The organism is Enterocloster citroniae, assembly GCF_040545455.1.
GTDB lineage: Bacteria > Bacillota > Clostridia > Lachnospirales > Lachnospiraceae > Enterocloster > Enterocloster citroniae.
The window spans coordinates 102313-128860 of record NZ_JBEPLZ010000003.1 but is presented as its reverse complement, the minus strand read 5'-3'; the positions used below and the strand labels follow the sequence as shown (position 1 = coordinate 128860).

19 protein-coding genes are annotated in these 26548 nt (G+C 50.6%); 5 read left to right on the top strand and 14 right to left on the bottom strand.

The features are described 5' to 3' along the window. Positions 1 to 414: 414 nt before the first annotated feature. The gene (locus ABID13_RS04640; protein ID WP_354020982.1) at positions 415 to 750 is read right to left on the bottom strand and encodes a hypothetical protein; all 336 of its coding nucleotides are present in this window, start codon (positions 748 to 750) and stop codon (positions 415 to 417) included. A gap of 122 nt (positions 751 to 872) precedes the next feature. Here ABID13_RS04640 and ABID13_RS04635 point away from each other — a divergent pair, with 122 nt between their 5' ends. Further along, the gene (locus ABID13_RS04635; RefSeq protein WP_227161202.1) at positions 873 to 1169 is read left to right on the top strand and encodes a DUF4397 domain-containing protein; all 297 of its coding nucleotides are present in this window, start codon (positions 873 to 875) and stop codon (positions 1167 to 1169) included. A gap of 104 nt (positions 1170 to 1273) precedes the next feature. Here the strand turns inward: ABID13_RS04635 and ABID13_RS04630 are convergent, their stop codons facing one another. From ABID13_RS04630 to ABID13_RS04605, 6 genes are all read right to left on the bottom strand, one after another. Further along, positions 1274 to 1789, bottom strand: a complete 516-nt coding sequence (locus ABID13_RS04630; protein ID WP_197092187.1) for a hypothetical protein — start codon at positions 1787 to 1789, stop codon at positions 1274 to 1276. Further along, on the bottom strand, positions 1782 to 2804 hold the full coding sequence (locus ABID13_RS04625) for a DUF1700 domain-containing protein (protein WP_048930213.1): 1023 nt from the start codon (positions 2802 to 2804) through the stop codon (positions 1782 to 1784). Before ABID13_RS04625 ends, ABID13_RS04630 begins: the two co-directional genes overlap by 8 nt. After that, positions 2797 to 3117: a PadR family transcriptional regulator gene (locus ABID13_RS04620; RefSeq protein ID WP_007858976.1), complete on the bottom strand. Its 321-nt coding sequence runs from the start codon at positions 3115 to 3117 to the stop codon at positions 2797 to 2799. Before ABID13_RS04620 ends, ABID13_RS04625 begins: the two co-directional genes overlap by 8 nt. 226 nt (positions 3118 to 3343) lie before the next feature. Beyond that, the gene (locus ABID13_RS04615; protein WP_007858977.1) at positions 3344 to 4435 is read right to left on the bottom strand and encodes an anaerobic sulfatase maturase; all 1092 of its coding nucleotides are present in this window, start codon (positions 4433 to 4435) and stop codon (positions 3344 to 3346) included. 15 nt (positions 4436 to 4450) lie between these two features. After that, the gene (locus ABID13_RS04610; protein ID WP_048930214.1) at positions 4451 to 7153 is read right to left on the bottom strand and encodes a bifunctional diguanylate cyclase/phosphodiesterase; all 2703 of its coding nucleotides are present in this window, start codon (positions 7151 to 7153) and stop codon (positions 4451 to 4453) included. A 235-nt stretch (positions 7154 to 7388) separates the two neighbouring features. Continuing rightward, positions 7389 to 8741, bottom strand: a complete 1353-nt coding sequence (locus tag ABID13_RS04605) for an FAD-dependent oxidoreductase (protein ID WP_048930215.1) — start codon at positions 8739 to 8741, stop codon at positions 7389 to 7391. A gap of 207 nt (positions 8742 to 8948) precedes the next feature. Here ABID13_RS04605 and ABID13_RS04600 point away from each other — a divergent pair, with 207 nt between their 5' ends. Beyond that, positions 8949 to 11864, top strand: a complete 2916-nt coding sequence (locus tag ABID13_RS04600) for an EAL domain-containing protein (RefSeq protein WP_048930216.1) — start codon at positions 8949 to 8951, stop codon at positions 11862 to 11864. Positions 11865 to 11893: 29 nt separating this feature from the next. Here ABID13_RS04600 and ABID13_RS04595 read toward each other — a convergent pair whose 3' ends face one another. The 5 genes from ABID13_RS04595 to ABID13_RS04575 all read right to left on the bottom strand — a co-directional run bounded on the left by ABID13_RS04595 (position 11894) and on the right by ABID13_RS04575 (position 19761). Then, on the bottom strand, positions 11894 to 13084 hold the full coding sequence (locus tag ABID13_RS04595) for an MFS transporter (protein ID WP_048930322.1): 1191 nt from the start codon (positions 13082 to 13084) through the stop codon (positions 11894 to 11896). A 175-nt stretch (positions 13085 to 13259) separates the two neighbouring features. Further along, on the bottom strand, positions 13260 to 14498 hold the full coding sequence (locus ABID13_RS04590) for a TolC family protein (RefSeq protein WP_242849262.1): 1239 nt from the start codon (positions 14496 to 14498) through the stop codon (positions 13260 to 13262). Positions 14499 to 14513: 15 nt separating this feature from the next. After that, a complete protein-coding gene (locus ABID13_RS04585) occupies positions 14514 to 15668 on the bottom strand; it encodes a TolC family protein (RefSeq protein ID WP_048930217.1) in 1155 nt (384 codons plus the stop codon). Further along, a complete protein-coding gene (locus tag ABID13_RS04580; RefSeq protein ID WP_048930218.1) occupies positions 15665 to 18700 on the bottom strand; it encodes an efflux RND transporter permease subunit in 3036 nt (1011 codons plus the stop codon). Before ABID13_RS04580 ends, ABID13_RS04585 begins: the two co-directional genes overlap by 4 nt. Beyond that, on the bottom strand, positions 18697 to 19761 hold the full coding sequence (locus tag ABID13_RS04575; RefSeq protein ID WP_007858991.1) for an efflux RND transporter periplasmic adaptor subunit: 1065 nt from the start codon (positions 19759 to 19761) through the stop codon (positions 18697 to 18699). The genes ABID13_RS04580 and ABID13_RS04575 overlap by 4 nt, the downstream gene beginning before the upstream one ends. Positions 19762 to 20306: 545 nt before the next feature. On the opposite strand from ABID13_RS04575, the gene ABID13_RS04570 reads away from it, so the two are divergent. After that, a complete protein-coding gene (locus ABID13_RS04570) occupies positions 20307 to 20981 on the top strand; it encodes a response regulator transcription factor (RefSeq protein ID WP_040415418.1) in 675 nt (224 codons plus the stop codon). Next, entirely contained in the window at positions 20978 to 22024 is a 1047-nt protein-coding gene (locus ABID13_RS04565; RefSeq protein ID WP_007858995.1) for a HAMP domain-containing sensor histidine kinase, read from the top strand. The genes ABID13_RS04570 and ABID13_RS04565 overlap by 4 nt, the downstream gene beginning before the upstream one ends. Here ABID13_RS04565 and ABID13_RS04560 read toward each other — a convergent pair. Continuing rightward, the gene (locus ABID13_RS04560) at positions 22021 to 23364 is read right to left on the bottom strand and encodes an MATE family efflux transporter (protein WP_048930219.1); all 1344 of its coding nucleotides are present in this window, start codon (positions 23362 to 23364) and stop codon (positions 22021 to 22023) included. The two genes, ABID13_RS04565 and ABID13_RS04560, sit on opposite strands and share 4 nt — an antisense overlap. A 206-nt stretch (positions 23365 to 23570) precedes the next feature. Between ABID13_RS04560 and ABID13_RS04555 the strand changes: the two genes are divergently transcribed. Further along, entirely contained in the window at positions 23571 to 24491 is a 921-nt protein-coding gene (locus ABID13_RS04555) for an AraC family transcriptional regulator (RefSeq protein ID WP_048930220.1), read from the top strand. 106 nt (positions 24492 to 24597) lie between these two features. Here the strand turns inward: ABID13_RS04555 and ABID13_RS04550 are convergent, their stop codons facing one another. Further along, positions 24598 to 26541, bottom strand: a complete 1944-nt coding sequence (locus ABID13_RS04550) for a glycoside hydrolase family 127 protein (RefSeq protein WP_048930221.1) — start codon at positions 26539 to 26541, stop codon at positions 24598 to 24600. Positions 26542 to 26548: the final 7 nt, after the last annotated feature.

The window sequence follows — 26548 nt, the reverse complement described above, 5'->3', positions numbered from 1 at the left end:
CATTATATTTCATCCCTTGTACTGTTCTAAATCAAAATGCCGGTGCATACAGGTTATCCCTGTCCGCCACACACCAATCTCATTCTGCCGCATAAGATATGGCAAAGAATACTTTGAAAGGTAACCTTATGTACAACAACACTTACAACCCTTCGCTGACGGAAGATCCTTACTACTATCCCACTGCCTATTCTGAATCTCATCCCCAGGCAGAAGACTCCGTTGAGTGGGTGTATTCACAGGAATTAGAACCTATCATACCTTACCCTGATGATGTCTTTGATGAGGTTGACGATATCCTGGAAGAGGCTGAGGACGCCATATTAGAAGATTTTGACGATACCGTCTTTGATGATTCTGAGGATACCATGGAATTCACTGCCCAGGAAGGAATGGGACGCCCTGCGCCTCCGTTTATGCCTGACAGGCCAGGCCGGCCTCAGCCGCCAAGACCCCAGCCACCACGGCCCGAACCTCCAAGGCCCCAGCCTCCACGGCCCGAACCTCCAAGGCCCCAGCCTCCACGGCCCGAACCTCCAAGGCCCCAGCCTCCCAGACCTCAGCCTCCAAGGCCCCAGCCTCCACGGCCCGAACCTCCAAGGCCCCAGCCTCCCAGACCTCAGCCTCCAAGGCCCCAGCCTCCAAGGCCCGAACCTCCACGGCCCCAGCCTCCCAGACCTCAGCCTCCAAGGCCCCAGCCTCCAAGGCCCGAACCTCCACGGCCCCAGCCGCCCAGACCTCAGCCTCCACGGCCCCAGCCGCCCAGGCCTCAGCCGCCCAGACCCCAGCCGCCCAGGCCTCAGCCGCCCAGACCCCAGCCGCCCAGACCCCAGCCGCCTAGACCTGACTGGTCATGGAATTGGGGCGTGCTTTTGCCGGGAAATGTTTTCCCAATCACCACTGCACGCGTCAGATTCTATAACGCCGCGGTCCGTGAGCCGGTGCAGATCTACGTAAATGACCGGCTGGTTGTCTCCAACCTGGATTTCCTGAACTTTACTCGTTTTTATAATGTGGCACCGGGACGCTACCGCATCACGGTTTACCGAAGTTCCAACCTGCGTACACCCCTTGTGGATACCTGGATGAATTTCCTTCAGAATAATTCTTACACCGTTACCCTGGCCGGCTCCGGCTCCAATTTCTGGCTTGAGTCAATGGCATTTTAAAGACCCCTGAACGCTCAGCCATCTTATGTTCTAACTCCACCCGGGAAGCTCTTGTGAAAGTTTCCCGGGTGCTTCATTATTTGTAACTGGAAAACCGGCCCATATCATCTCACAAAACGGATGTAATCCACTGAGGACGGATTAACCAGGATCTTGATCTCTTTGATGGTCTGTGTGCGGTAAGTGCTGATCTTTCTGTCCTTTAGATCTGCCAGTATCTGATCCTTGCATTCCATAAATATTTTAAAATCATCGGAACTGTCTCCTATGTATGAATAATAGATACCGGACGATTCATTTTCCGCATAATCGAGAAACGGCTTTACAGCTGCCGCATTATAGGTAACCTGGAAACGGATGGTGTTTTCCGGTACATCCGGTGACTCCACCAGTTCTTCCTGCCCGGAATGAGATCCATAGTGATTATAAACCGCCAACTTCTCCTCCCGGGGTTCAAAGGCACACTCAAATTCTTCCGTTTGCATGTCCACGGTTCCTGCATCCTTCTCTCCCATATAGGCAAAAGAAGATACCTCAGAAAAGGCAAGTCCGGTCCCTGCCCCGCTCAGAAAAACACCTGTGCAGAAAACCCCGATCATAATCATTTGTAACTTACGCATGCCGTACCTCCTTCAGTTGTGTTTCTTCCTTCTGGTCATCCGTATCCCGGTCATCTGTTTTCCGCCCACTTGCTTCCTTTCCCTTTTTATGCAGACGCAGAAAGCTGACGCACAGGTATGTAAAGGATACGCCGCAGAGGATAAGGCCTAAGCTCATCAGGCTTGTGCCCATGAACGGAAATCCCTGGGACAGCCAGACCGCTGCAACTCCAAACAGGAACAAAAAGGCCAGTGTGAAAACAGCACTGATCAGGGCCAGGAAGATCATGCAGCAGTTCCAGCACCACCGGATACCCCACAGGACCGTAAACAGGACCAGGCGGAGACAGTATCCCATCAAGGCTCCTATGGAGCGGCATATCTTTCCCGGCCACTTTTTAAAACCGGAAAGACAGGAAGTCCTCCCGGCCCTCGTCCCGGATACAGTATTCACCGCACCAGGCATTACACCGCCGTATACTGATCCTGCACTGTCAGGTATCCCATCTTCTCCGCCTGGTGCCGCCTGTCCCTCACTGAATATGGAACCTGCTTTTCGTTTGGACATGGGCAGCAGCGTCCGGATCCCGGATCCGGTCCTGCTCCATCTCCCGGCATGAGCAGGGCGCTCCCCCTTCCATGGCCTGGACAGAGCCGCCTTGGCCCTGACGATCCCTTTCTTTGTCTTTCCCCAACAAAGGGCCAGGAACCGCCCGGCGGCCTCCCGTCCTTTCCGGAAAAAGCCGGACACTGTATACAGCAGCTGTTTTCCCTTTTTCGCGGCAGCCTTTGTACCCTTTTTTACTTTTAATGCCCCGGCTCCCTTATATTCCGGATTAACATGGTACGCCTCCAGTATCTCCCCTGCCAGCTCCCCTATATGGCCGAAATCGCGGATAGCGTCCTCCTCACTTAGTCCATTCTCAATCTTCATATCAATGTGCTGCGAATATTCTTCCAGGATATCCTGCTGCTCCTTCTCATCCAGGATGGCAAGGTATCCTCCCAGTTCCTCTAAAAATTCTTTTTTATTCATCCTTCTGCTCCTTTAAAAATACACATACCTTTTCCTGAAATTCATTCCACTCCTGCTCCAGCCGGTCACGGTACAGCACACCGGCTGCTGTTATATGGTAATATTTTCTGGGGGGGCCTTCCGTGGATTCCCTCAGATAGGTCTCAAAATACCTCTCATTGGTAAGGCGCTTTAACAGCGGGTAAATGGTTCCTTCATTTACATCAATCACCTTTGATACCTCCTCCACCAGTTCATATCCATACATGTCCTTTTTCCTGACAGATTCCAGCACAACCAACTCAAGGACCCCTTTTTTAAATTGTGGATTCATGGCCGTCCTCCTTTAGATACTATATTATACATACTACTATGCAATGTCAAGTACTATAAAAAATAAAATACTTAACATTTTCTTAAAGACCGTCCAATGCTTTATCAGGCGGATAAGATAGAACTGAAAAAGGGCCCCTAAAGGCCCTATTATGAATGTCTCCTGATACATCTGTCAAGCGCTATATATTTGAACCGATATTATTTACCACACAGGCCACAGCGCCTTATCTCATCCTTCCCATCCGGTCAAGGGCATAATCAAAGAACATCTTGTAAGACCGGCAGAAATAGTTCCTGCCCGATGCACTCTCCTCCCGCACCCTGCGGCATCCGCCGCGGCACAGCGGGAAATAGCGGCAGTTTTGGCACTCCTCATCTATGTTATGTGAACTTTCTATAAATTCCCTGGCCTTTTCCCTGGCACGGTAGTCAGCGAAATCATCCTCCATAACATTTCCCAGCCTCCATTGGTCCAATACATAGAAATCACATGGATACACACTTCCGTCCGCTTCCACCACATGCTGGACACTGCACTGCCCCCGCATGTCGCACGCTTCAGGCGGATATCCCCGAAGGATCCCCAGATAATTGTCAAAGGTGCGGATGGAAACAATCCTTCCATGAAGATAGTCATCATACCACAGATCAAACAGTTCACACAGAAACTTCCCATATGCCTCCGGCAGCAGGGAGTATTCCTCGTTTCCCTTCTCCTTCCCGATCGGATCCAGACAGGGAATGAACTGGAGGTAACGGAAATCATTTTTACGGTAAAACTGATAGATTTTCCTCACGCTCATGGCAGTGGCCTGATTTACAACGGTCAAAATATTATACTCTGCCTTGTAGCGGTCAAACAGCTCAATCGTCTCCATGACCTGGGCAAATGAATCCTTCCCGTCATAGTTCTTTCTGTAACGGTTATGGGTGTGTATGGTGCCGTCCAGGGATATCCCTGTAAGGAAATGATGCTTTGCCAGGAACTTTACCCATTCCTGAGACAGCTGGTATCCGTTGGTCTGTATGTAAAAACTCACATCCAGGTTCTTATGGTTATACTGTTTTACCAGCTCCACGAACTCCTTGTAGAACTCCAGTCCGATCATGGTGGGTTCTCCCCCCTGGAATCCAAAGGAGCACTGGCCTGCAGCATAGTCAAGCGCCTTCTTTATCAGGGTTTCCCGTATCTCCCCGGACATGAATCCATAGGACGGGATCTCCCGCTTGCTCATCAGGTCGTGGTAAAAACAGTAGGTGCAGTTTAAATTACACATGCCTGATGATGGTTTGATCAATAAATTCAAGGCTGGCATATCATTATTCCCCTCTTATGATTTTAAATATTTTTCTTCATACTCACTGGTGGGGATGGGTTTGCTGAACAGATATCCCTGCACCAGTTCCACTCCGCAGGAGCGCAGCGCTTCCAGCTGTTCCTCTGTCTCGATCCCTTCCGCCACCACCTTGATCTGCATCCCTTTGCAGATACTCACTATATTCTCCACCACGGAACGGGCCCTGGAACTAAGGGCCACGTCATCCACCAGGCTTTTGTCCAGCTTAAGCACGTCAAACTCAACCGTGGACAGCAGGGCCAGGTTGGCGTACTCCGTCCCAAAATCATCAATGGCAACGATAAATCCTTCTTCCCTGAGACTGCGGATCAGGGCTTTCAGATCCACGCCATCCCCTTCACGGGCCGTCTCTGTCAGTTCAATTTCCAGATACCGTTTATCCACGCCGTACTGCCGGCACAGCCTGTTTAAGCGGTCTACAAAATCGTGCTGGGACAAGGAGCTTCTGGAAAAGTTCACCGACACGGGGAGGGCCTGCTTTCCCTGTCTTGCCCACTCCTTAAGCTGGGAACAGGCATACTCAAATACATAAAAATCAATCTGGCTTATGGTCTGGCTCTCCTCCAGCAGAGGAAGGAAATTGCCGGGCAGGATCAGGGATCCTGAATAAGGCTGGTAGCGGATCAGGGCCTCCGCCCCCACGGCACAGCAGTCAGATGAGGATATCTGAGGCTGAAGATATACCACAAAACGCTCCTGACAGATCTCTTCCTGCAGCACCTTTGGATCAGACAGATGGAGCACCTGGTCATTATGGTGGCGGTATCGGTGGGAGGAGGGATTCCTGCGGTAGAAATCCTTCTTATCCTCATACATCTTTGCATCAGCCTTTGCAATGACCTGCTGGAGGTTAGCGTACTCCTGATCCCACTGCGCCCCAATGGCAGCCTTGCACAAGGGGTTCAGCCTGAAATGATGGCGCAAATCCGCCACCCTCATGTCAAAGGTTTCCTGGTCGATCCCCGGGCAGATGATGACAAACTCATCCCCGCCGATCCTGTAATAATTGGAATCCCTGAATACCTCCCTCATCTGACAGGTGCATTCCACCAGCACCTTATCCCCATAGGCATGGCCGTGCTCATCATTGATATCCTTAAGGCCGTTCACATCCAGGTACACAATCCCCATTGGCCCCGAGCGGCCGGATAATGCAGCGGAGTCCTCAATATACCGGTTGCGGTTGTAAAAGGAGGTAAGCATATCATAATAGCTCATATGGGAAAGCTGCTGTTCGCTTTCCGTACGCTGGTAGGCCAGCATAAGGAAATAACACAGGGTCTGCAGCAGGGACCCGATGCTCCGTATCCGCTCCGGCGGCGGGTTGTCCACTCCCAAAAGTCCTCTGAAATTCCCGTTCTGTTCCATGGGCGCGGCCACCAGGCTGCGGATACCCTGGGAACTCAGCAGTTCATATTCCTGGGGATAGCTTTCCTTTATATCTTCTATGTTCTCAAGTATGACACACTTCTGGCTGTTGAATATGGGCACCCAGCGTTCAACGGAGGACAGTGGGACACCCTGCAGGTTTTCTTTCTGGGAGTCAATCCCGTCTTTGCACCATTCAAAATCATTATACAGCAGACCGTCTCGCAGCATGGCCAGATAGGAACGGTCTGCCGAGAGAAAGCATCCCAGGTGTTCCAGCACCATGGGGGCGGACAGCGCCATGTCAGGCTGCCTGTACATGATACGCACACACTCCATGACCATCTGTTCCGTGTCCAGGGTGTTCTTAAGCGCCTGCTTTTCCGCTTCCGCTTCCGTGATATCAAAAGCGATCTCTATCCTTGCAGGGCGGCCGTCCCACTGCAGCAGCCGGTCCTTCAGCAGATAATGCCTCTTTGTAATGGGATTTGTAAATTCCCAGGTATAATTCTCTCCAGGCACCAAAAATGAAGTGGTGCAGAATTCACAGGGATGGTCCAGGCCCTGAAGGACCTTATAACACTTCTGTCCCCTCAGGTCCGTTACCCCAAATGTTTTCCGTCCGGCCTCGTTCAGGAAGAGAAGGTCATTGCTCTCCACATCACTGACATACAGAAGTTCCGAAATGGCATCCATTGGCGCACGCAGGTCCTCGGACATGCGGTCCAGATGTTCGCTCCTGATCCGGTTGGCATCCTCCGCATCCGTCAATGCCTTCTGGCGCTGTTTCTGAATACGGCCATACCATACCAGAAAAAGGGTCAGGATGATAACCGCCGCCCCCAGAATAAAAAATCCCTGTTCCGCCCGCTCCACCTGCTGCTCTGAATACTCCTCCGCTGCAGAAACCGTGCGGTCGGCCAGCTCAAAATACGCTTCACTGAGCCTGTAAAGTTCTGTCTTGTCTGTCCCCTGCCGGACCTGACGGATCTCATCCTTGATCTCTTCCCACTGATCCTGCATCTGGGCGATCAGTTCCTGAAATGCATCGTTCTCCAAACGCAGGAGGCCGTTATCTCCCTGGCCGGTGGCCAGTTCGTTTAAAATCCCATCCAATCTGGCAATGAGGGCATCATTATGCTGTCCGTTCATTTCCTGTTTGATCAGTCTCTGGGTCGCCCCCCTCACTACGCCGGTATAATTGATGATCCGCGCATTCCCCTGTAGTCCATGGATGGACAGGATGGAGAGGACACCGGAGACAAGCAGCGCTGCAGCCAAAAGCATGGTTACGATTCGCTTTTGCATAATACTGTCCTCCGTACCATAAATTATGTAATTTCTTACCACTCACATGAATACCATTCTACCACAGATCGACAATTAAGTCCATGGAATACAGACAAAGCGGCGCCGGTATCAATCACTGACTGATACCGGCGCCGTCCTGTTTATTTATGCGTTAAAGCAGCTGTTCCCAGCATATCCTTTTTAGCAGGGGGGATTTCAGGATCCCGGTACGCTTCAGCTCCTGTACATCTCCTTATACATGTCCTTTCCCTGATTTTAAGTCCCCTGTGGCCGGATTGTCCGTCAGATGCCCTTTTCCGTCAAAGCGCGAGCCATGACATGGACAGTCCCAGGAATGCTCAGCTTGATTCCATTTCAGCGCGCATCCCATATGGGGACAGCGGGGAGTTGACAGGGTTAAGAGATTCTTTGCCGCCTCCAGCCCGTTGGCTGCCAGCTGCGGCCTGAGCATGGTCCTGGACGGGGAAAATACCGCTTCATAAGGATTCTTCTTTCCCATGACCATATCCGTAAGCACCATGGCGGAAACCATGGAGGACGTCATCCCCCATTTGTTAAATCCGGCTGCCACCAACAGGCCGCGGGTGCGTCTGGAATACCGGCCGATATAAGGGACATGGTCAAGGGTCATACAGTCCTGGGCGGCCCACCGGCAGCATTCCCGGACATCCGGATAATGATCGGATGCAAACCGTCTGAGTTCCTCCCAGTTCCCTCCCGTCTTCCCCGTTCGGTGTCCGCCTCCGCCGACCAGCAGCAGATCCTTATAGTTGCGCAGGGACAGCCCTGCAGGCGCCGCATCCACATACATGCCCTTCAGATCCGGCCCATGTTCCAGGGCGATCACATAGGAACGGTGCTGGTACATTTTCAGGAAATAACTCCCATGCTTATTGATAAAAGGAAAATGGGTGGCAACGATCATATGATCCGCTGTAACAGTCCCCGCGTCAGTCATCGCCTTTCCCTCTGCCAGTTCCCTTACCCTTGTGTGTTCATAAATGTTTAAGCCGCCGGCAATCCCTCGGATGAATTTTATGGGGTTGAACTGGGCCTGATCCGCAAACCGCACGGCCCCGGCCACCGGGAAGGGAAGGGGCGGATGCTTTACAAACTCCGATGGAAAGTGAAGTTTTCCCAGGGTATCCAGTTCATCTTCCATCTCCCGCGTGTCTTTCAGGGAATATACAAAGGCGTCCCTTTCTTCAAGATCACAGTCTATTCCCCTGCACAGGTCCTTATATCTGCTCAGGGCATCCTCATTGGCGTGAAGGTACATTGCCGCCTTTTCCATGCCGAATTCCTTTACCAGCTTGTGATAGATCAGGCCGTGCTGGGATGTGATCTTGGCAGTGGTGTTCTCTGTGATCCCGCTTCCGATGGTATCTGCCTCAACCAGCACATAGTCCACTCCCGCCCGGTCCAGCATATAAGCGCATAAAAGTCCGGCCATGCCTCCTCCGATCACAAGCACGTCTGTCTTTAGATCCGTCTTCAGACCTTGAAAAGCCGGACGGTCTGCACAATCACTCCATATAGACCCAGCCGTTCTGAAATCTTCCCTGTTTATCTGCTTTTCTGCCATTGCATCTGCCTCCCTGTAACAGCCGTTTGGAATACCCTTGTCCACTGAGGGTAGTATACCCACAAATGCTTCGGGGATTCCTGCAGCATGGATTCTAAGAAACATTTTAAAGCTGTGGTTTTAACCATCAGATTGTTATTTAAAGGAAACTCTGATATAATTATGGAAGATTTTTGACTTATCATATTGGAAGAAGGTGAAGTCCCCATGCGCCGTATTGCCCATCGAATCCTAGTTCAGATCATCATGCTCCTGTCATTGTGCCTTCTGACGCCTGACGCTGTCTTTGCCCAAACCGCTGAACCCCAAACCGCTGAAATCCAAACCCATGAAACCCAGACCATACAAGTGGGCTATTATGAAGACGGGGATTACATGTCACTGAACCAGCAGGGGGAGTATGTCGGCTACAACATAGAATTCCTCCAGGAAATCGCCAAGCAGTCCGGACTCAGGTTTGAAATCGTGGATGCCGGGAGCTGGAATGCGGCATATCATATGCTTGTGGACGGGGAGATCGATCTCCTTCCTTCCGTCTATTTTTCAGAAGAACGGTTAAATGAGATCCTGTTTGTAACCCAGCCCATGTGCAGCATCTATACTACCCTGAATGTGCGCATGGATGATGAGCGCTATGACTACGAGGACTTTAAAGCGTTTGAAGGCATGAAAGTAGGGATCATCAAGGGAGGGATCGATGGCGTCCGTTTCAGGGAATTCTGCGAGGAACATCAGATCACCCTGGATATCATTGATTATGAGGAGACAGGCGAGCTATTGTCCGCCCTGGATCAGGGTGTCCTGGACGGTGTGGCGATCACCCATCTTGGCAAGAACAGTTCCTACCGCAGCGTTGCCCAGTTTTCCCCCAGTCCCCTGTATTTTGCTGTGACAAAGAAAAATCCCGGACTGCTGGATGACCTGAACAGGGCCATGAACAGCATCCTGTTAAACAATCCCGGTTACAGTACGGATCTCTATGACAAATACCTTTCCCCCAGCACCAACCAAAAGCCTGTGTTTACCAGGGATGAGAGACAGTACATGGCGCAGGCCGGTCCTGTGGTCGTATCATACGATCCCGGATTTGCCCCCCTGTCCTATCAGGATAAAAATTCCGGCGAGTTCAGGGGTGTGGTTTCCGACATTTTCCATTTTATTGAGAGCAACAGCGAACTTTTCTTTGTTTATGAGGCGCATCCCCAGTCGGAGGCATTGGAGCTTCTGTCCCAGGGAAAGGTGGATGCCCTGTGTGTGTCCGATGGGGATTACCTCTGGGACGGAAGGAACCACATCAACTCCACCCTTTATTACCTCAGCTCTCCCACCTCCCTCATCACACGGAACAATTCCGCAGTTCAGGAGGTCCTGGCCCTTCCAAAGGGATATCAACTCTCCGAAGAAGTAGCAAAGGATTTTCCCAATAGTGTGATCCACTACTTTTCATCCATACGGGAATGTCTGGATGCAGTGCATCAGGGTAAGGCGGACGCAGCTTACCTTAACACCCAGGCGGCCGGATCCTTCCTGGATGATATATATTACAATGATATGAACGAGACCACGCTGAGCCGGTATACCAACAAACTGTGTATCGGCGTCTCCTCCAACGCGGATCCCCGCCTGTATTCCATCTTAAACAAATGCATCCAATACCTGCCCGCGGAACAGGTCGATGCATTTATGATCAAAAATTCCGCGGACGCAAAGGATATAAGCCTGGCTGAATTTGTGGAGCAGCACACCTGGCCTGTGATGGGCGGAGTGTCCCTGATACTTGGCATCATCATTCTCCTGGTGAGTTATAATCTCAGAAACGCCCTGCGCAGCAACCGCAGGATCCAGGAATTGCTGTACAAGGATGAGCTGACCGGCCTGGACAGCATGAACGGCTTTTATGGCAAATGGTCCGCCCTGACATCAAACAAAAAACAGCACGGTCTTGCACTGCTTTACGGAGATATCCGTCAATTCAAGCTTATCAATGATACCTTTGGATTTGCCATGGGAGATAAGGTGCTGCTTACCTGCGCCAGGGTCCTGTCTGAGGCCTTAGGCCCCAAGGAGTGCTGCGGGCGTATATCCGCGGACAATTTTGTACTGTTACTGCAGTACCAATCCTGGGAACAGCTCACTTTACGCCTGACCGCCTGCGTTGACAAACTGGACCAGTGGAGAAAGGAAGAAACAGAAATTCCCAACCGGATCCATGTTGTCTTTGGGGTTTACCTTACCGGCCAGGCCGAAGATCCGGACATCCATCAGATGATGGATTTGGCAAACTATGCAAGGCGCCATGCCAAAAACACACCGGGAAGTTTTGCCGTGCTGTATGATGAGCAGATGCGCAGGGCGGCCGTTGTGGCCGGACAGCTGGAAAGCAGCCTGGATCAGGCCCTTTCCTGCAATGAATTCGAGGTGTATTACCAGCCCAAGGTATCCATAAGGGACGCACAGGTGATCGGCAGCGAGGCGCTGATCCGGTGGAACCATCCGGAAAAGGGATTTCTCATGCCGGGAACCTTTATCCCTCTGTTTGAAAAAAACGGTATGGTAAAAAAAGTGGACTTCTGGCTGTTTGAGACAGTCTGCCGCACCATTCAGTCATGGAAGCAGCAAGGGATCCGGCTGTTGCCTGTTTCCTGTAATTTCTCAAGGCTGCACTTTATAGAACCGGACTTTCCGGAACAGGTCTGCCGCATTGCCGACCTCTATGGGATCCCTAAAAATCTTCTGGAGATCGAGATCACGGAGAGCGCTCTTCTTGAAGATTCCGATACCATTGTCTCCATGCTTCCCCGGCTGAAGGAACTGGGATTCCTGATTTCCATTGATGACTTTGGCTCCGGCTATTCTTCCCTGGGACAGCTCCAGCAGCTGACCGCAGATATCCTCAAGCTGGACCGAAGCTTTGTGTGCCACGGGGTTGCCGGGATCCGGGAACAGATTGTGCTGCGAAACCTGATCCAGATGGCAGGTGAACTGGGAATGACGGTCATCTGCGAGGGCGTGGAGAACCGCACCCAGTCCCAACTGCTTCAGGCAATGGGATGCCGGTTCGCACAGGGCTTTTATTTCCACCGCCCCATGCCCCAGGCTGATTATGAAGAGCTGCTATCCTGACTATAATCTTGTTCAGACAAAAACAGGCCCTATACTGTTAGGCCTGTTTTTGATTTCCTGCTGCCCATGATCCCCAACAGCAGCAGGACCGGGAACACCACCGCTGCCAGGATCCCCTTTCTCAGATCATCTCCAAAATAGCCGGACACCACCCCCACCAGTGTGGGGCCCCCGGAACATCCCAGATCCCCGGCCAATGCTAAAAAGGCAAACATTGCAGTGCCTCCCCGTTTCACTGAGGCCGCGGCCATGCTGAAGGTGGCCGGCCACAGGATCCCCACGGACAAGCCGCACAGGGCACACCCCGCCAGACCAAGGACAGGGACCTGAAGCAGGGAAATGCACAGATAGGACAGGATGCACAGAATGCCGCTGTAGATCATGAACCGTTCCAAATTGATCTTGTGGCCGAACCTGCCGTAAAAGGCCCTGGAGGTTCCCATGAGAACAGCAAATGCCATGGGACCTGCCAGATCCCCCACAGTCTTGCTCACACCCAGTCCCTTTTCGGCAAACGTGGAAGCCCACTGGCTTACAGACTGTTCGCACGCTCCCGCGCAGACCATCATCAGCATCAGGATCCAGAAGATCCTTTTGGAGAAAAGCGCCTTGATGGTAAGCCCTGTCTCATTTTCCGGTGTAAGGGGCGCAATGGGTACCTTTGCAAATACAAATGTATTTAAAAGGGGAATCACCGCCCATATAAGGGCCATTGCTTTCCAGCTGCCAATGCCGAAAATCCTGAAATATATGGTGGAACACAAAACCACACCCACATGGCCCCAGCAGTAAAAAGAATGGAGCAGACTCATGGCCTTTTCCTTATTGTCCGTGGGGCAGGCTTCCATCACAGGGCTTACCAGGACCTCAAGGAGCCCGCCGCCCACCGCATATACCATGACCGCGATCAGCAGACCCGCAAAAGGGTCCTCAAACACCTCCGGCAGAACGGTCAGGGATACCAGTCCTGCCGCCACAAAGATATGGGCAAGCATCATGGACGCCCGGTAGCCGATCCTGTCCACAAACCCAATGGAAACCAGGTCCACCAGCAGCTGGAGGATAAAGTTAATGGTGACCAGCATGGTGATCTTACTCAAGGGAATCCCATAACTGCCCTGAAAGGTCAGGAACAGCAAAGGTGCAAAATTATTTACAATCGCCTGTACCACATATCCGGTAAAGCAGGCATACACTGTTTTGTTATATCCGTTCTTCATATACTTCATAATACCCCTTTTTCTCTATTCGGCATTTTACATTATATCACAATATCCTTTCGGTATCTTGTGTTTTTTTAGCCAATCCTCCTTCTTCGCTGATCCGCTCTTTTTATGTGCCGAAAATCTCCCCATCCCCTCACTGATCCGCTCCTTGTCAGCAGTTCCCCCTCCTCTATGCTTCAATGTCCGCGATTCCCAATACGGCCCAGTCATATGCATCCATGGCCTGGGTAAATGCCAGATCCGCGGATCTGTATTCCGCTGTTCTTTGGATATAATTCATCTGCTCCCTTAAATATTCATCCTGGCTCAGCATTCCAATACTGTACTTCGTATCCGCATTCTGTTTTTCCCTGCCTGCCTTCTCATATCCTGTTGCAGCAGTTTCCAGGGCTTTCTTTTTCTGCTGCACCGAATCATACAGACTCTTCATCTTGCTGGCCAGCTTCTGTTCTCCCTCCTCCATGGTACGCAGCTTATAATTTGAACTGGAGGTGGATGTCGCCTGCAGGGAATGCCTGTCACTCATCAGTGTATCATTATTTCCAATGGCCTTTCTTGTATCTTCTTCCAGCTTGATCCCATCTGCCCGCTTCGTATCGGCTGCGGGAATTTCCGCGATCACCATCCCTCCGTTTGTATCCCTTCCCACCGAGAGACAGATAGAGTCATAGAGACCTGCCATGCTTTCATCCGTGGAAGCAATGGACGCCTCTGCGGACTGTACCTGGTTCAATGCCTTTAATACGTCCGCCTGCGTTCCCATTCCCGCCTGTTCCCTCACAACCGCAAGCTCATACTGTTTCTGATAAAGTTCCCTTTCCTTTTCAAGGGTATCTCTTTCAAGCCTCATGGTTTCATAAGAGATCACAAGGGATTGGGTTGCCACGGTCATCTGCCGTTCGATTTTTCGCTGGCTGCTGGTACTGGAAGCAGACTGCATACTATCGTACATTTTTTGGTAGGATTTAGCCGCGGACTGATAGATGGCCTCTTCCGCTGCATAGTAGGAATATTGCTGCGCGTCCCCGCTGTCTTTTGCATTTTTCTTATCTGTGGCCACACTGTTTTTGCCGAACTTCATTTCTGCCCATCCGTCTGCGTACTGCTCCAGTGTCCTGTTATAGGCGGATACCGCCTCCTGGACAGAAGGGTTATAGTTTCTGATCATATCCTGGATTTCCGAGTACTCCAGCACTTGATCCTTCAGTTTTTCATTTTGTTCCTCTCCCAGATATTCCTGAACCTCCCCCTCATCACCTGGGCCCTGTTTATTTTTCTGTGCCTCCTGCTGTACTTCCTCCTGAGCCTCTTCCATGTCCGCCCATGCTGTCCCGGCATGGCAGAAGGAGGAAACAGCAGTAATTCCCAGCAGTATCAGATACATCGCCCATTTCCTCTTTTTGATCAACCGCCTCACCTCCTGCTACTCTGCCGCCGCCAGACCATTGACCTCCCACTGGTAATTCTCCATGGCTGTCATCAGGCTCAATGCAGCTGTTTTTGAGGTAATCTGGCTGTTGTCCCTGGCGTGCACCTGTTTTTCATATTCCAGCCGGGTCATCATACCTGCCTGAAGCTTGCCGGCCGCTATCTGTGTATTGGTTTCCTCCAGCTGTGCCTGTGTAAGCGCCTGCTGGTATGTGATCCTGGCGGACAATACTGATTTATAAGCACTGGACAGGGACGCGCCTATCTGCTTCTCATTATTGGCAATGGCAGTCTTAAGGCTGTCGGATGTGGTCTGGCTCTTGGCATTCTCAAGCTTCCGTCTGTTGATCTTTAATGTGTAGTTGTTTTCAAGCGCCTGGTTAAGATCCTTCTCCGGGTCCATGCTGTCTATCCTGCTCATATCCAGTTCCGGCAATTCCCCTATGACGGGGCTGTCATTATAGTTCCATCCCAGCAGCACAAGCAGAGTCTCTTTTGTGTTCCGTATCTCCGAACCCAGCTGTTTAAGCTCATCTTCAGCGGACTGTACGGCTTCCTGTGCGCTCAGAACCTCCACCTGGGTTATGGTGCCTGCGGCGTATTTTACCTGGGCAAGGCTGTAATCCTGCTTTGCTTCCTCCAGGGACGCCTCCTTCTGCTGCTGTTTTAAAAGCTGTTCATAATAGGAGATCATTTTTGACTGGGCCGTGACCACCAGGTTCTTTTCAGCCTGCTCGTAAGTCAAAAGATAGATCTTACTGTCCTCCAGGCTTTCATCCGCCTGTTCCATCATATTGTCCCCCAGTATCTGAAGGTTCAGATCCGACATTCTGGAACTGGCATCATCCTCTCCGGACATATCATTGTAATAATCCTGGGCCAGGTCATAGTATGCATCCGCCACCTCCGAATTGGTATCCCCGTAATCCTCCCTGAATTTCTGATAGTCATACTGGTTATTCTGTACCGTTGCGTTATATTCATGGATCAAGTCCGCCAGTTCACCATACTCAATCACGTCATCTCTAAGTTTTGCCCACTCCTCCCCGGTCCTGGCAAATTCCGGGCTTGCAGCCCAGGCAGGCCAGGGCCCTGTAAGCCCCAAAGCGGCGGCCAGGGCGGCGGCGGTCATCATTTTATACCATTTCATGTTTCACTCTCCTGCTTTGTTTTTCCACTCATCATCTTATAATAAACAGGCAGCATCAAGAGGCACAGGATTGTGGACGCGGTCAGGCCGCCGATATCCACCACCGCCAGTCCCTGGGTCATGCTTCCGGAATTTCCCAAAGCCATGGCCATCGGGATCATGGACAGCACGGTTGTCAACGTTGTCATCAAAATAGGACGTATACGTGTGGCGCCTGCCTCTATCAATGCCGTGTCCATATCCATCTCACTGCGGTATTGGTTGGCCGTATCCACAAACAGGATTCCGTTGTTGACAACCGTACCTATGAGCATCAGGAATCCGATCAGGGATACCATGCTTATCTTACAATTGGTCAGATACAAAAGTCCAAATGCGCCGATCAGGCTGAATGGAATGGTGGTCATGACCATAAATGAATACTTGGGCGATTCAAACTGGGCTGCCATCACCACGAAGATCAGGAATACTGCTGTGCCGATCGCTCCGAACAGGGCTGAGAACTCTTCATTCATGGACTGGTCCATGGAGTTCAGTCCAATGGTCACGGTGCTGGTCAGGTTGGGGGTGACCACCTGGTTTTTTATCCGGTTCTCCGTGTCCCTGTCGGCCTGTTCCGTATATTCGCCTGTGATGGTGACCAGGTACTGCTTATCCTCCCTTGACACGGTGGCCGGACTGTCCACAAACTTTACATCTGCCAGGTCAGTCAGTGCCACGGAACCTCCGTTGGATGTAGTCAGTACAATTCCTTTTACCTGGTCAATGGTTTTATATTCATCATCCGCATATTCCACCCTGACCTCAATGTCCTCACCGTCCACTTCAATCTCCGTTGCCTCCACACCGCCGATCAGGCTGCTTACCGTACTGCCGATGGCCGAAGCTGTCAGCCCCATGGACTGGGCTTTTAATGCGTCTACCCTCACTTCCACCACCGGGGAGGAATTCTCAATATCGGAATGGATCTTGGTAACGTCATCCCGTTCCATCAGCTCACTGACAATATTGGATGACACCTCTTTCACTGCGTCATAATCCGCGCTCTTTAGGATCACTTCATAGCTCTCTCCAAAGGAGGACATCATGCTCATGGAAGAACTGACATCCACGGTAATATCACAGTTTTTAATTTCCGACAGCTCCTGCTTCCACAGATTGGCCACCTCTGACGTGGACATATCCCTGTCATCTTTGAGATAGGCCGTTATGCTGGCTGAACTGCCGCCCATAAGAGAACTGCCGCCATAGGAAGTCATGTAGGACTCCAGGTTGGGGTTTTGTACGATCACCTGCTCAATCTCCTGCAGGATGGCATCCACCTTCTCCGTTATAAGCCCCGGCCTTGTATCCACCGATATGCTGACCTCACCCTGGTCATCGGAAGCCATCAGCTCCATATCCAGCTTTGTGGCGATTAAAAGCGAGAATGCCAGAAGCCCCAGAGATACGCCCAGAACTGTTTTTTTCCTGTGAAGAAGCTTTTTCATTAAGATCCGGTACCCCTCCTGCATGCGGATCACTGGTCTGGAAAGCGGAGCATTTTCACGTTCCCTGGGCTTATACATCATATAACACAAAGGTACTACCGTGATGGCTGCCACCAATGAGGCCACCATACAGAAAACAATGGTGAACCCCAAGGGCTTAAACATCTGACCGGTCATTCCCTCCAGAAATGCCAGCGGCAGGAACACTACGCAGGTGGTGGCCGTGCCCCCCAGTATGGAAGCCCAAACCACATTGGTCCCCTTCAGCGCATCCTCCAGGTATTCCACAAACCCTCCCCGCTTTTTATCCGTGGCCCTGAAACAGCTCTCCAGGACCACGATGGAGTTATCCACCATCATGCCTACCCCCAGGGTCAGGGCGCTCATGGTAATGACGTTCAATGTGAAACCCATGAGGTTTATAAGGATCAGCGCTGCCAGTATGGATACCGGAATAGAGCTTCCTACGATCAGGGATGCCTTTATGTCTCCAAAGAACAGCCATATGACAGCCATGGATATCACAACAGCCAGAATCAGGGTTTCAGCAACGGACAGCAGGGATTCCATAATGGAGTCCGCCGAGTCACTGACCGTGACGATGTTCAGGCTCCCGTTCTCCATGGTCAGGGTTTCAATGACCTTCTTAACCTCATCGGACAGACCCACGGATGTTGCGCTCTGCTGCTTTGTGATGGAAACAGAGACAGTCTCCTGACCGTCATACCTTGCAATGCTGTCACTGTCCTCCGTGGTGGTATACACATTTGCCACGTCCTCCAGATAGACAGCGCTTCCGTCCTGGGTGGTCAGCGGTATCTCCTTTAACAGTTCCACCGTATCATATGTAAGACGGGTGGACACAGACAGCTTCTGGCTTCCTACCCGCGTATCGCCTGCCGGATAGGACAGATCGGCCGCCTTTATGTCGGAGGCGATGGACGACATGGTCATCTTATACTGGCTCACCTTTTCCGGGATCAGCTCCACCTTCACATAGTCCTTTGCGCCTCCCCGCAGGTTCACATCCGCCACCACGGAGATCTTCTCAAACTCCGGCACGATCTCATCTTCCACATACGCGTACAGGTTATCCTCTTCCGGGTTATCAATGGAAAGGGTAATATCCGGCTGGGAGTCCATGCTCATCTCCATGATAGTGGGGGTATCGGCCCCATCCGGCAGCTGGCTGGACACCAGATCGATCTTTTTCTTCAGGTCATCATATGCCTCGTCCGTATCTGTTCCGTATTCATACTCCAGCATGACCATGGAACTTCCCTCGCTGGAGCTGGAGGTAATGGATTTCAGACCGCTTAAAGAGCTGACCTGGTCCTCAATTTCCTTTGTCACCAGTTCATCAATATCCTCCGGGCTGGCTCCTGAGTAGGTCGTCATGACCATCAGCATGGGCATATCCATATCCGGACTCAGTTCCAGCGGTGTGCCGGTTACGGAAGAATACCCGAAAAAGATCAGGCAGAGGATACACATGACCGCTGTGACCGGCCGGTGCAGGACATACTTTGTTAATCCGTTCATTGTCCGTCCTCCTCCTGATTTTTCAAGATAACCTCCGCCCCTTCATACAGCTCGGAGCTCCAGGTCGTCACCACTTGATCATCCAGTGTCAGGCCGGATCGCACCTCCATGGTATTGGAATCATATATACCGCTTTCAATGTCCCTTTTGTGTACTTTTCCGTCTGTATATACATAAACATAGGGTTCTCCATCTTCATAATAAACAGCATCCACCGGTATGGTCATTGCATTGGTGGTCTCTTCTGAAGTCACATACAGCTTTACCTCTGAACCGGTGGAAAGGAAGGTGTCCTCATCCATGCTGGCCTTGACCTTGTAAAGCCCTGTTGTTTCATCCGCCATGGTGCTGATCTCATAGATGGTCCCCTGGTAGGAGCCGCCATCCTTTTCCACCTGTATGGTATCCCCCTCCTGAAGGTATCCACGGATCCTCTCTGTGGCTGAAAAGGATACCACCCTGCTGCCTCTTCCCGAAATAACACAGATCAGGTTGCTCTGGGAAACTGTGTCATACGGCTCCATATCGCAGATCTCCACCAGTCCGTCTATAGGCGCCGTGATCTGGCTGTACTCCATCTGTGTTTCATAGGAGTACTTGGCCTGGTTATATGAAATCTCAGCGCTGGTAACATTATCCCGGTACTGTTCATATTCCTGATCAGAAATCCCTCCGCTGCTGTATAAGATCTGCTGCCTGGCCAGCTCCTCCCGGGCCTGTTTTAGGGACAGCCCGGCGGAATCCATACTGCTTTTTGCCGTCTCCACCTGTTTGGTATCAATGGTACAGATCACCTGCCCCTGAGCCACTATATCCCCTGCTTTTACATTGACAGCCGTTACATCTCCCGATGCCTTCGGATATATGTACACCACATCGGACGGCTCAATCTTGCCGATCAGGCTGGTGGTCAGCCTGATATCCCCCATGACGGGCTGTTCCGCTTCCATGACAGGCGGCGACACCGCCTGAGCAAACTGCTTGTTTCCCAATAACCGGGGAATCAAAACAGCACACAATACCACCACAACCACTGCTCCTGTTATAATCTTTTTCTTCATTGTCCTCTCCTCACTTATCACTTATATCCAACTGCCTCATGCTGTTTTCCAGATATGACAGTTTTTGACTGAACTTCTCCATGATGTCCTTCTTTTTCATCCTGCCTGTAAAAAAGAGCTGCAGGGATATAAAAAGTGACCCGTAGCATACCTCCTGAATCGTGTCAAACATCTCCGGTCCTGAATGTTTGATCTAGGCATATATTTCCTTCCTTTCATATTTTGTGTACTCTCGGCATCTCCCCGGCACCCATCTTTGGGGATGAGATTCCAGGAGTGCACGTTTTGGTTTATGATAGCACACCAAAATAAATTTTCGTTCAACCCAGGATGAACGGAAGATGAAATCACAAAATATTCACATTTCCTCCTTTTGTCTAATGTGTGCTCTTTTAATCTCCCGGCACACGGACCCGAGAGATAACTTTTTGCCGGTTGTACGGAAATCATGGAAAAGTTCATGGATAGTTAAGATGGATGTGTATAATGGAAAAAGTGTACTGCAAGAGTACACAAACTAAATTTGGAGGTGAAATGTGATGTTTATGCTGAAAATATTGATTGTGGAAGATGATGAATCCCTTCTCCAGCTTTACTCCATTGTTCTGGAAAAGGACGGATACCAGACCTTCCAGGCCCGCAACGGACTTGAGGCCTGTGCCGTCATAGAAAAAGAACATATTGACCTGGTCATAACAGATATACTGATGCCCATCATGGATGGCTATGAATTTGTAAGCTTTTTGCGTGAAAACAATCCCAGGCTCCCGATCCTTATGATCACAGCCAAGGACGACTTTTCTTCAAAAAGCAAAGGCTTTAAGCTGGGGACGGATGATTATATGACCAAACCTGTCAATTTAGAGGAAATGCTTCTCCGCATAAAAGCACTGCTGCGCAGGTCCGGTATAGCAGCGGACAGAAAACTCACCATAAAGCAGACAGAACTGAACTATGATGCACTGACCGTTAATTATGGAGACCGGTCCGTCATGCCTCCTAAAAAAGAGTTTATGCTGCTTTATAAACTGCTGTCTTATCCTGACAAGATATTTACCCGCAACCAGTTAATGGATGAGATATGGGGAAGGGAGAGCAACACCGAGGACCAGACCATTGATGTCCATATCAACCGGCTCCGGAAACGTTTTCAGGACAACGGCAATTTTGAGATCATCACGGTACGGGGACTAGGCTATAAGGCGGTGATCAACGAATGAAAAACTTCAAATTGTGGATCACATTTATCGCAGCGGTCTCCCTGCCCTTTGCCATCGGACTTCCCATCACGGTATTCTTAACATTTTTGTCCATCCAGACCGGGCTGGTCCAAACCGGCCCCCCTGTTTCCTGGCTGCCCTTGGCCGGCATGGTGATCGCTGTGTTCATTGTTTCCCTTTTGTTTACCATCATTGTTTCCAGGCATTTTTTCAAACCCATACATGAACTGATCCATGCCCTGGATGAAGTGGTGGCCGGAAACTTCCATATCCGGCTTCCCGCAAATAGCAAATTCTTTGAGATGCAGTCCGTATCCATTAATTTTAATAAAATGATGGAGCAGTTAAATTCCATAGAGCTGCTCCAATCTGATTTCATACAAAATGTGTCGCACGAAATAAAGACGCCCTTGGCCGCCATTGAGGGATATGCATCGCTGCTGATCACATCCCCCCTTTCCGAGGAGCAGACAATATATGTGTCCCGTATTTCCGAGAGCAGTAAACGGTTATCCTCCCTTACCGGCAGCATTTTGAAATTATCTAAATTGGAAAACCAAAAGATCGTGTCAGATAAGCAGATATTTTCCCTTGATGAGCAGATCCGCCAGGCCGTGCTTTCCATGGAACCTTTGTGGTCCCCCAAAAACCTGGATATGAGTATCGATCTGCCCAAAATGCATTATTATGGGAATGAGGAGCTGATGTACCAGATCTGGTCAAACCTGTTTTCAAATGCAGTGAAATTCACCCCCATGGGCGGACATATTTGTATCCATGGGGAGTATGCAGGTTCCCTGACCAAGATCGTTTTTAAAGACTCCGGGATCGGCATGACCAAAGAGATCCAGGACCATATATTTGAAAAATTCTATCAGGGAGAACCCAACAGGAGCATGGAGGGAAATGGGATCGGACTGGCTCTGGTTAAAAAAATCCTGACACTGTGCAACGGTTCCATTGAGGTGGTAAGCCGGCCTGGCCACGGCTCCACATTCACGGTATTCCTTCCAAACCCGTTATATGAGAAAAAAGGCTCTTAAGCTTCTCTCAGCCTTCCGACCTGCCTTACACAGACCGTGACCAGTACCAGCGTAGCTGCAGCCCATGCGCATGGCTCGGCAAAAAAGATTGCCTCTGTTCCCCATAAGCGGGAAAAATACACAGCCACTGAAACCCTTGCAAAAAACTCCATAACTCCAGACAAAAAGGGGGCCACGGTATTTCCCAACCCCTGCAGCGTATTGCGGAAGGCATACAGCAAATATAAGGAAGACAGGAGACAGCTCATGATAAACAGGTAATGATATGAAATCTCCAACACTTCCGCTGCGCTGGAACTTGTGCTGTCAATAAACAGGCCCAGAACAGCCCGTCCACCTGCAATCATTGCAGCGGACACACACACGGACATTGCCGCTGCGATGAGCACAGAACTTTTCAGTCCGTTTCGGATACGGTCATACCGGCCTGCGCCGTAATTTTGCGCCGTATAGGTGGTGACCGCATATCCCAGGGATATGGCGGAACTTTCTAACAGACCGTAGATTTTATTGGTGGCCGTAAATCCTGCTATAAAGACAAAACCGTGCCGGTTAATGGAAGACTGCAGGATCATGCCTCCGATGGCGATCAGAACATGCTGGAGCGCAAGGGGGATCCCCAGACCGCACTGCCTTTTTATTATGCTGCTTTCCGGCTTCCAGTCCTTTCTCTCCATTTTCAGCAAATCTATTTTCCTCATAACAAGAAGGCAGTATATAAAGGCAAGAAGCTGTGCCAATACGGTTGCAAAAGCAGCGCCCGCAACGCCCCACCGGAATACCAGCACAAATAGCAGATCCAGCAGGATATTGGTGATGGCCGCAATGACAATGGCAATCAGCGGTGTCTTTCCATCCCCCAAAGAACGCAGGATCGCTGCCGCCATATTATAGGCCATAACAACCAGGATACCGGCGTATAGGATCATAAGATAAGACAGGGCCCCCTGGAAAATAGGATCCGGAGTCTGTAATATACGAAGCAGGAATCGGGCAAAAACCAGGCCTGATACTGTCAGCACAACTCCGATCCCCAGGCACAGCCAGATGGACATGGCCACGGTTTTCTTGATCCGGCTCTGGTTCCCTTCCCCGAAATGCTGGGAAATGGAAATTGCGAACCCCTGTGTCATCGCCTGAATGACCCACAGAGCAAGCCAGTAAGACCAGTCCGTGGCTCCCACGGAGGCCAGCGCCTCCACTCCCACTCCTTTTCCAACAATCATTGTGTCCACGATCATATACAGCTGCTGCCCAAGATTCGCTGCCATCAGAGGAAGCGAAAACGAAAGGATCAGCTTTGCCGGTGACCCTTCTGTCATGTTTTTCATTCTGCTCATACTATTACTTTTTCCATCCCTTCCACTGGATCCGTCTTAATACGAACGGCCTCCCGTTACTGCATATTGACAGCTTTGTCAACCACATTATATAATAATAGAATCATAAACCGATATTTGCATCTGATAAATGTGCCAATATCTATCAATATAATACCAATTTTAACAGCCACCTATTTGTTATATAAGTTTTACCGGAGATAGCCATGAACCCAAAGACAGTAATTACAGATCGAAACCTATTGGAAAAGATCCAGTATCAGGACAGCGCCTTTCCCATTTCCTTTTACATGGATCATTTTGATGAGTATTTGAATGGAGAAGTAAACCATCATTGGCATGATGAGTTTGAATTTGGTATTTTATTAAAAGGACAGGCCGAATGCCGTATTGACCAAAGCCCTGCCTCAGGGGAATACCGCATACTGGATCAGGGAGATGGACTATTTATCAACTCCAAGACCATCCATAATATAAAACAAACAGAATCTGGTACGATCCTGTTTAACTTTGTACTTTCCCCTGGTTTTTTTCAACTTCTTCCCGCAGGAAATACTTACCAAAAAAACATTCTGCCGGTCATCAAATCCTCACTGGCAGGATTATTTCTAAAGAGCGAAAATGACAAAGACAGGCTGCTGTTAAACAGCATCATGGAGTTTTCCCTTCTAAAGGAAGATTCCCCTGCCTATGAACTATATTGCATTGAACTGATCTGCAGACTATGGAGATACCTGATTAGCCGGCTTGCAGAAGTAAAAGATATTTCAAAGGTCAAATCCAAGAAGATCCAGGAGCAGCGGATCCGCCTCATGCTATCCTACATACACACTCATTATGGGGATGATATCGCCGTCTCCTCCATCGCCCAGGCGGCCAATGTAAGCAGAAGCGAATGCTTCCGCTGTTTTCAGACGGTCATTGGAAGAACCCCCACCGAGTATCTGTGCGATTACAGGCTTTCCCAGGCCGCCCACATGCTGACCAGTACGGACAGGAAGATATCGGATATCTGCTTTGCCTGCGGTTTCACCAGTCCCAGCTATTTTGGAAAATTATTCAAAGAAAAATGCGGCATGTCACCGGGACAGTACCGTTATAACAGGACTGCCCCGGAGATTGTATGATCCGGGATATCCGGATATAAGAAACAGTTATACATCTATCTTCACACTCTCCATCCTGCCATCCTCCTGATTGTCAGGATCAAAGAAGTGCCGGCTTTTAACAGCCTTACGCCTTCAGCAGTTCCTTGACCCAAACGATCATTTCCCCCGTCCCCCTGTTGTTCCAGTATGCATAGGGAACGGCTTTCAGCTTCACATCCTCCCAGACAACAGGGTGCAGGCCGTACAGTTCATCATCTCCCCACCCTTTTGCCGATATCCTCTTTCCACTCAGTGTCAGGCCTGTTATTTCCCCCATCAGATCCCATTTCTCTTCCTTTATCTCAGTACCGGAATCCACGTAAACAGCTGCCAGGTTGGGACCATTGTCCACCTCCTCCAGGCAGTATACAATGGGGCCTCTGACCAGAGCCACCTTTCCGCTGTCAGCCCGCACCAGCGGGTTGCTGCGTACAAACCGTGCCTTGGCATCCATCTCGATGCGCAGTCCGGCATCCTCTGTCAGGGAGATCACTGCATACCCCTTTTCACGGCTGAATGCAAGGGGCTGTTGGGTTCCCGCCTTGGTGACCGTAAAGCTGCCGGCATAATCCGGTATACGGACTGCCAGGCGGATCCCTGATGCCGGTACCCCTTCACAGGCGATATCCACGGACATATCCCAGGGGAACCGGGTCTGCATCTGAACAGAGATTTCCCGGCCGCCCAGATCCACACTTGTCTGATTGGAAATAAACAGATTCACATACAGGCTGTTCTGGTCCGCACCATAGATGTACTGTCCCAGGGAAGCCAGTGTCCTGGCAATGTTGGGCGGGCAGCAGGCCACACCAAACCACTTCTGGCGCACCGGCTTTACATGTTCCCTGGACGTGCGTGGAATGCAGTTATCCGGCCACACTTCCAGGGGATTCACATAGAAAAAGCTTTTTCCGTCCAGGGCGATCCCAGCCAGAACCGTATTATACAGAGCCCGTTCCACCACGTCATAGTACTTTGCCTCCCCTGTAATATTGCCCATCCGCTGACCGAACATGGCCATTCCAATGGACGCACAGGATTCAGAGTAATTACAGTCATTGGGCAGGTCATAGTCTGTTGTAAACCGCTCCAGGATGCCGGAGGATCCGATGCTGCCCGTGATATACATACGCTTCTGGGTCATATTGTCCCACAGGGTGCAACAGGCCTCCATCAGCGTCTCATCCTCACAGGCTTCCGCCAGGTCCGCCATGGCGCTGTACATATACATGGCCCGCACCGCATGGCCCTCCGCTGTCCTTTGCCCCCGCACCGGCAGATGGGACTGGGAATAAATAGGTTCGTAATCTTTAAACTCCGGGAAAATGTATGAAAAACCAGGCCGGTTTAATTCCTTCAGAAAATAGTTCTCCCCCACTCCCCGGGCATCGATAAAATATTTTGCCTGTTCCAGATATCTGCGCTCCCCTGTCACCTGGTACAGCTTAATAAGTCCGATCTCCACCTCCTGGTGTCCCGGATAACCGTGTATCTTTCCCTCCTGGGCTCCAAAGGTGTCACAGATCAGATCCGCAAAACGCACCATCACCTCCAGAAACTTTTGTTTCCCCGTACCCAGATAATAGGCCACTGCCGCTTCCATCATATGGCCTGCCGTATAGAGCTCATGGCCTTCGCACAGGTCGCTCCAGCGCTTCCCGGGCTCTTTGATGGTAAAATAAGTGTTCAGGTAGCCGTCCTCACACTGGGCCTTTGCTATGATGTCGATCACCTCATCCGCCGTGCGTTCCAATGCTTCATCCTTTTGCGCCGCAAGGGAAAATCCCACTGCCTCCAGCCATTTGGCCACATCCGTATCCTGGAACACGGCTCCGTAAAATTCCCCTTCACACAGGCCTGCCGCGATCTTAAAATTCATCAGACTGTGGCTTGGCTCCGCATCCTTTATCCTGTCATTGATGGCATCCCATTGGTAGGGGATGACCACCTCCTTGACCAGTGACACATGCTTTGACCAGAACGCATCATTGATATGAATCTTTTTTAAATCCACTGGATGTAATCTCATTGTCATT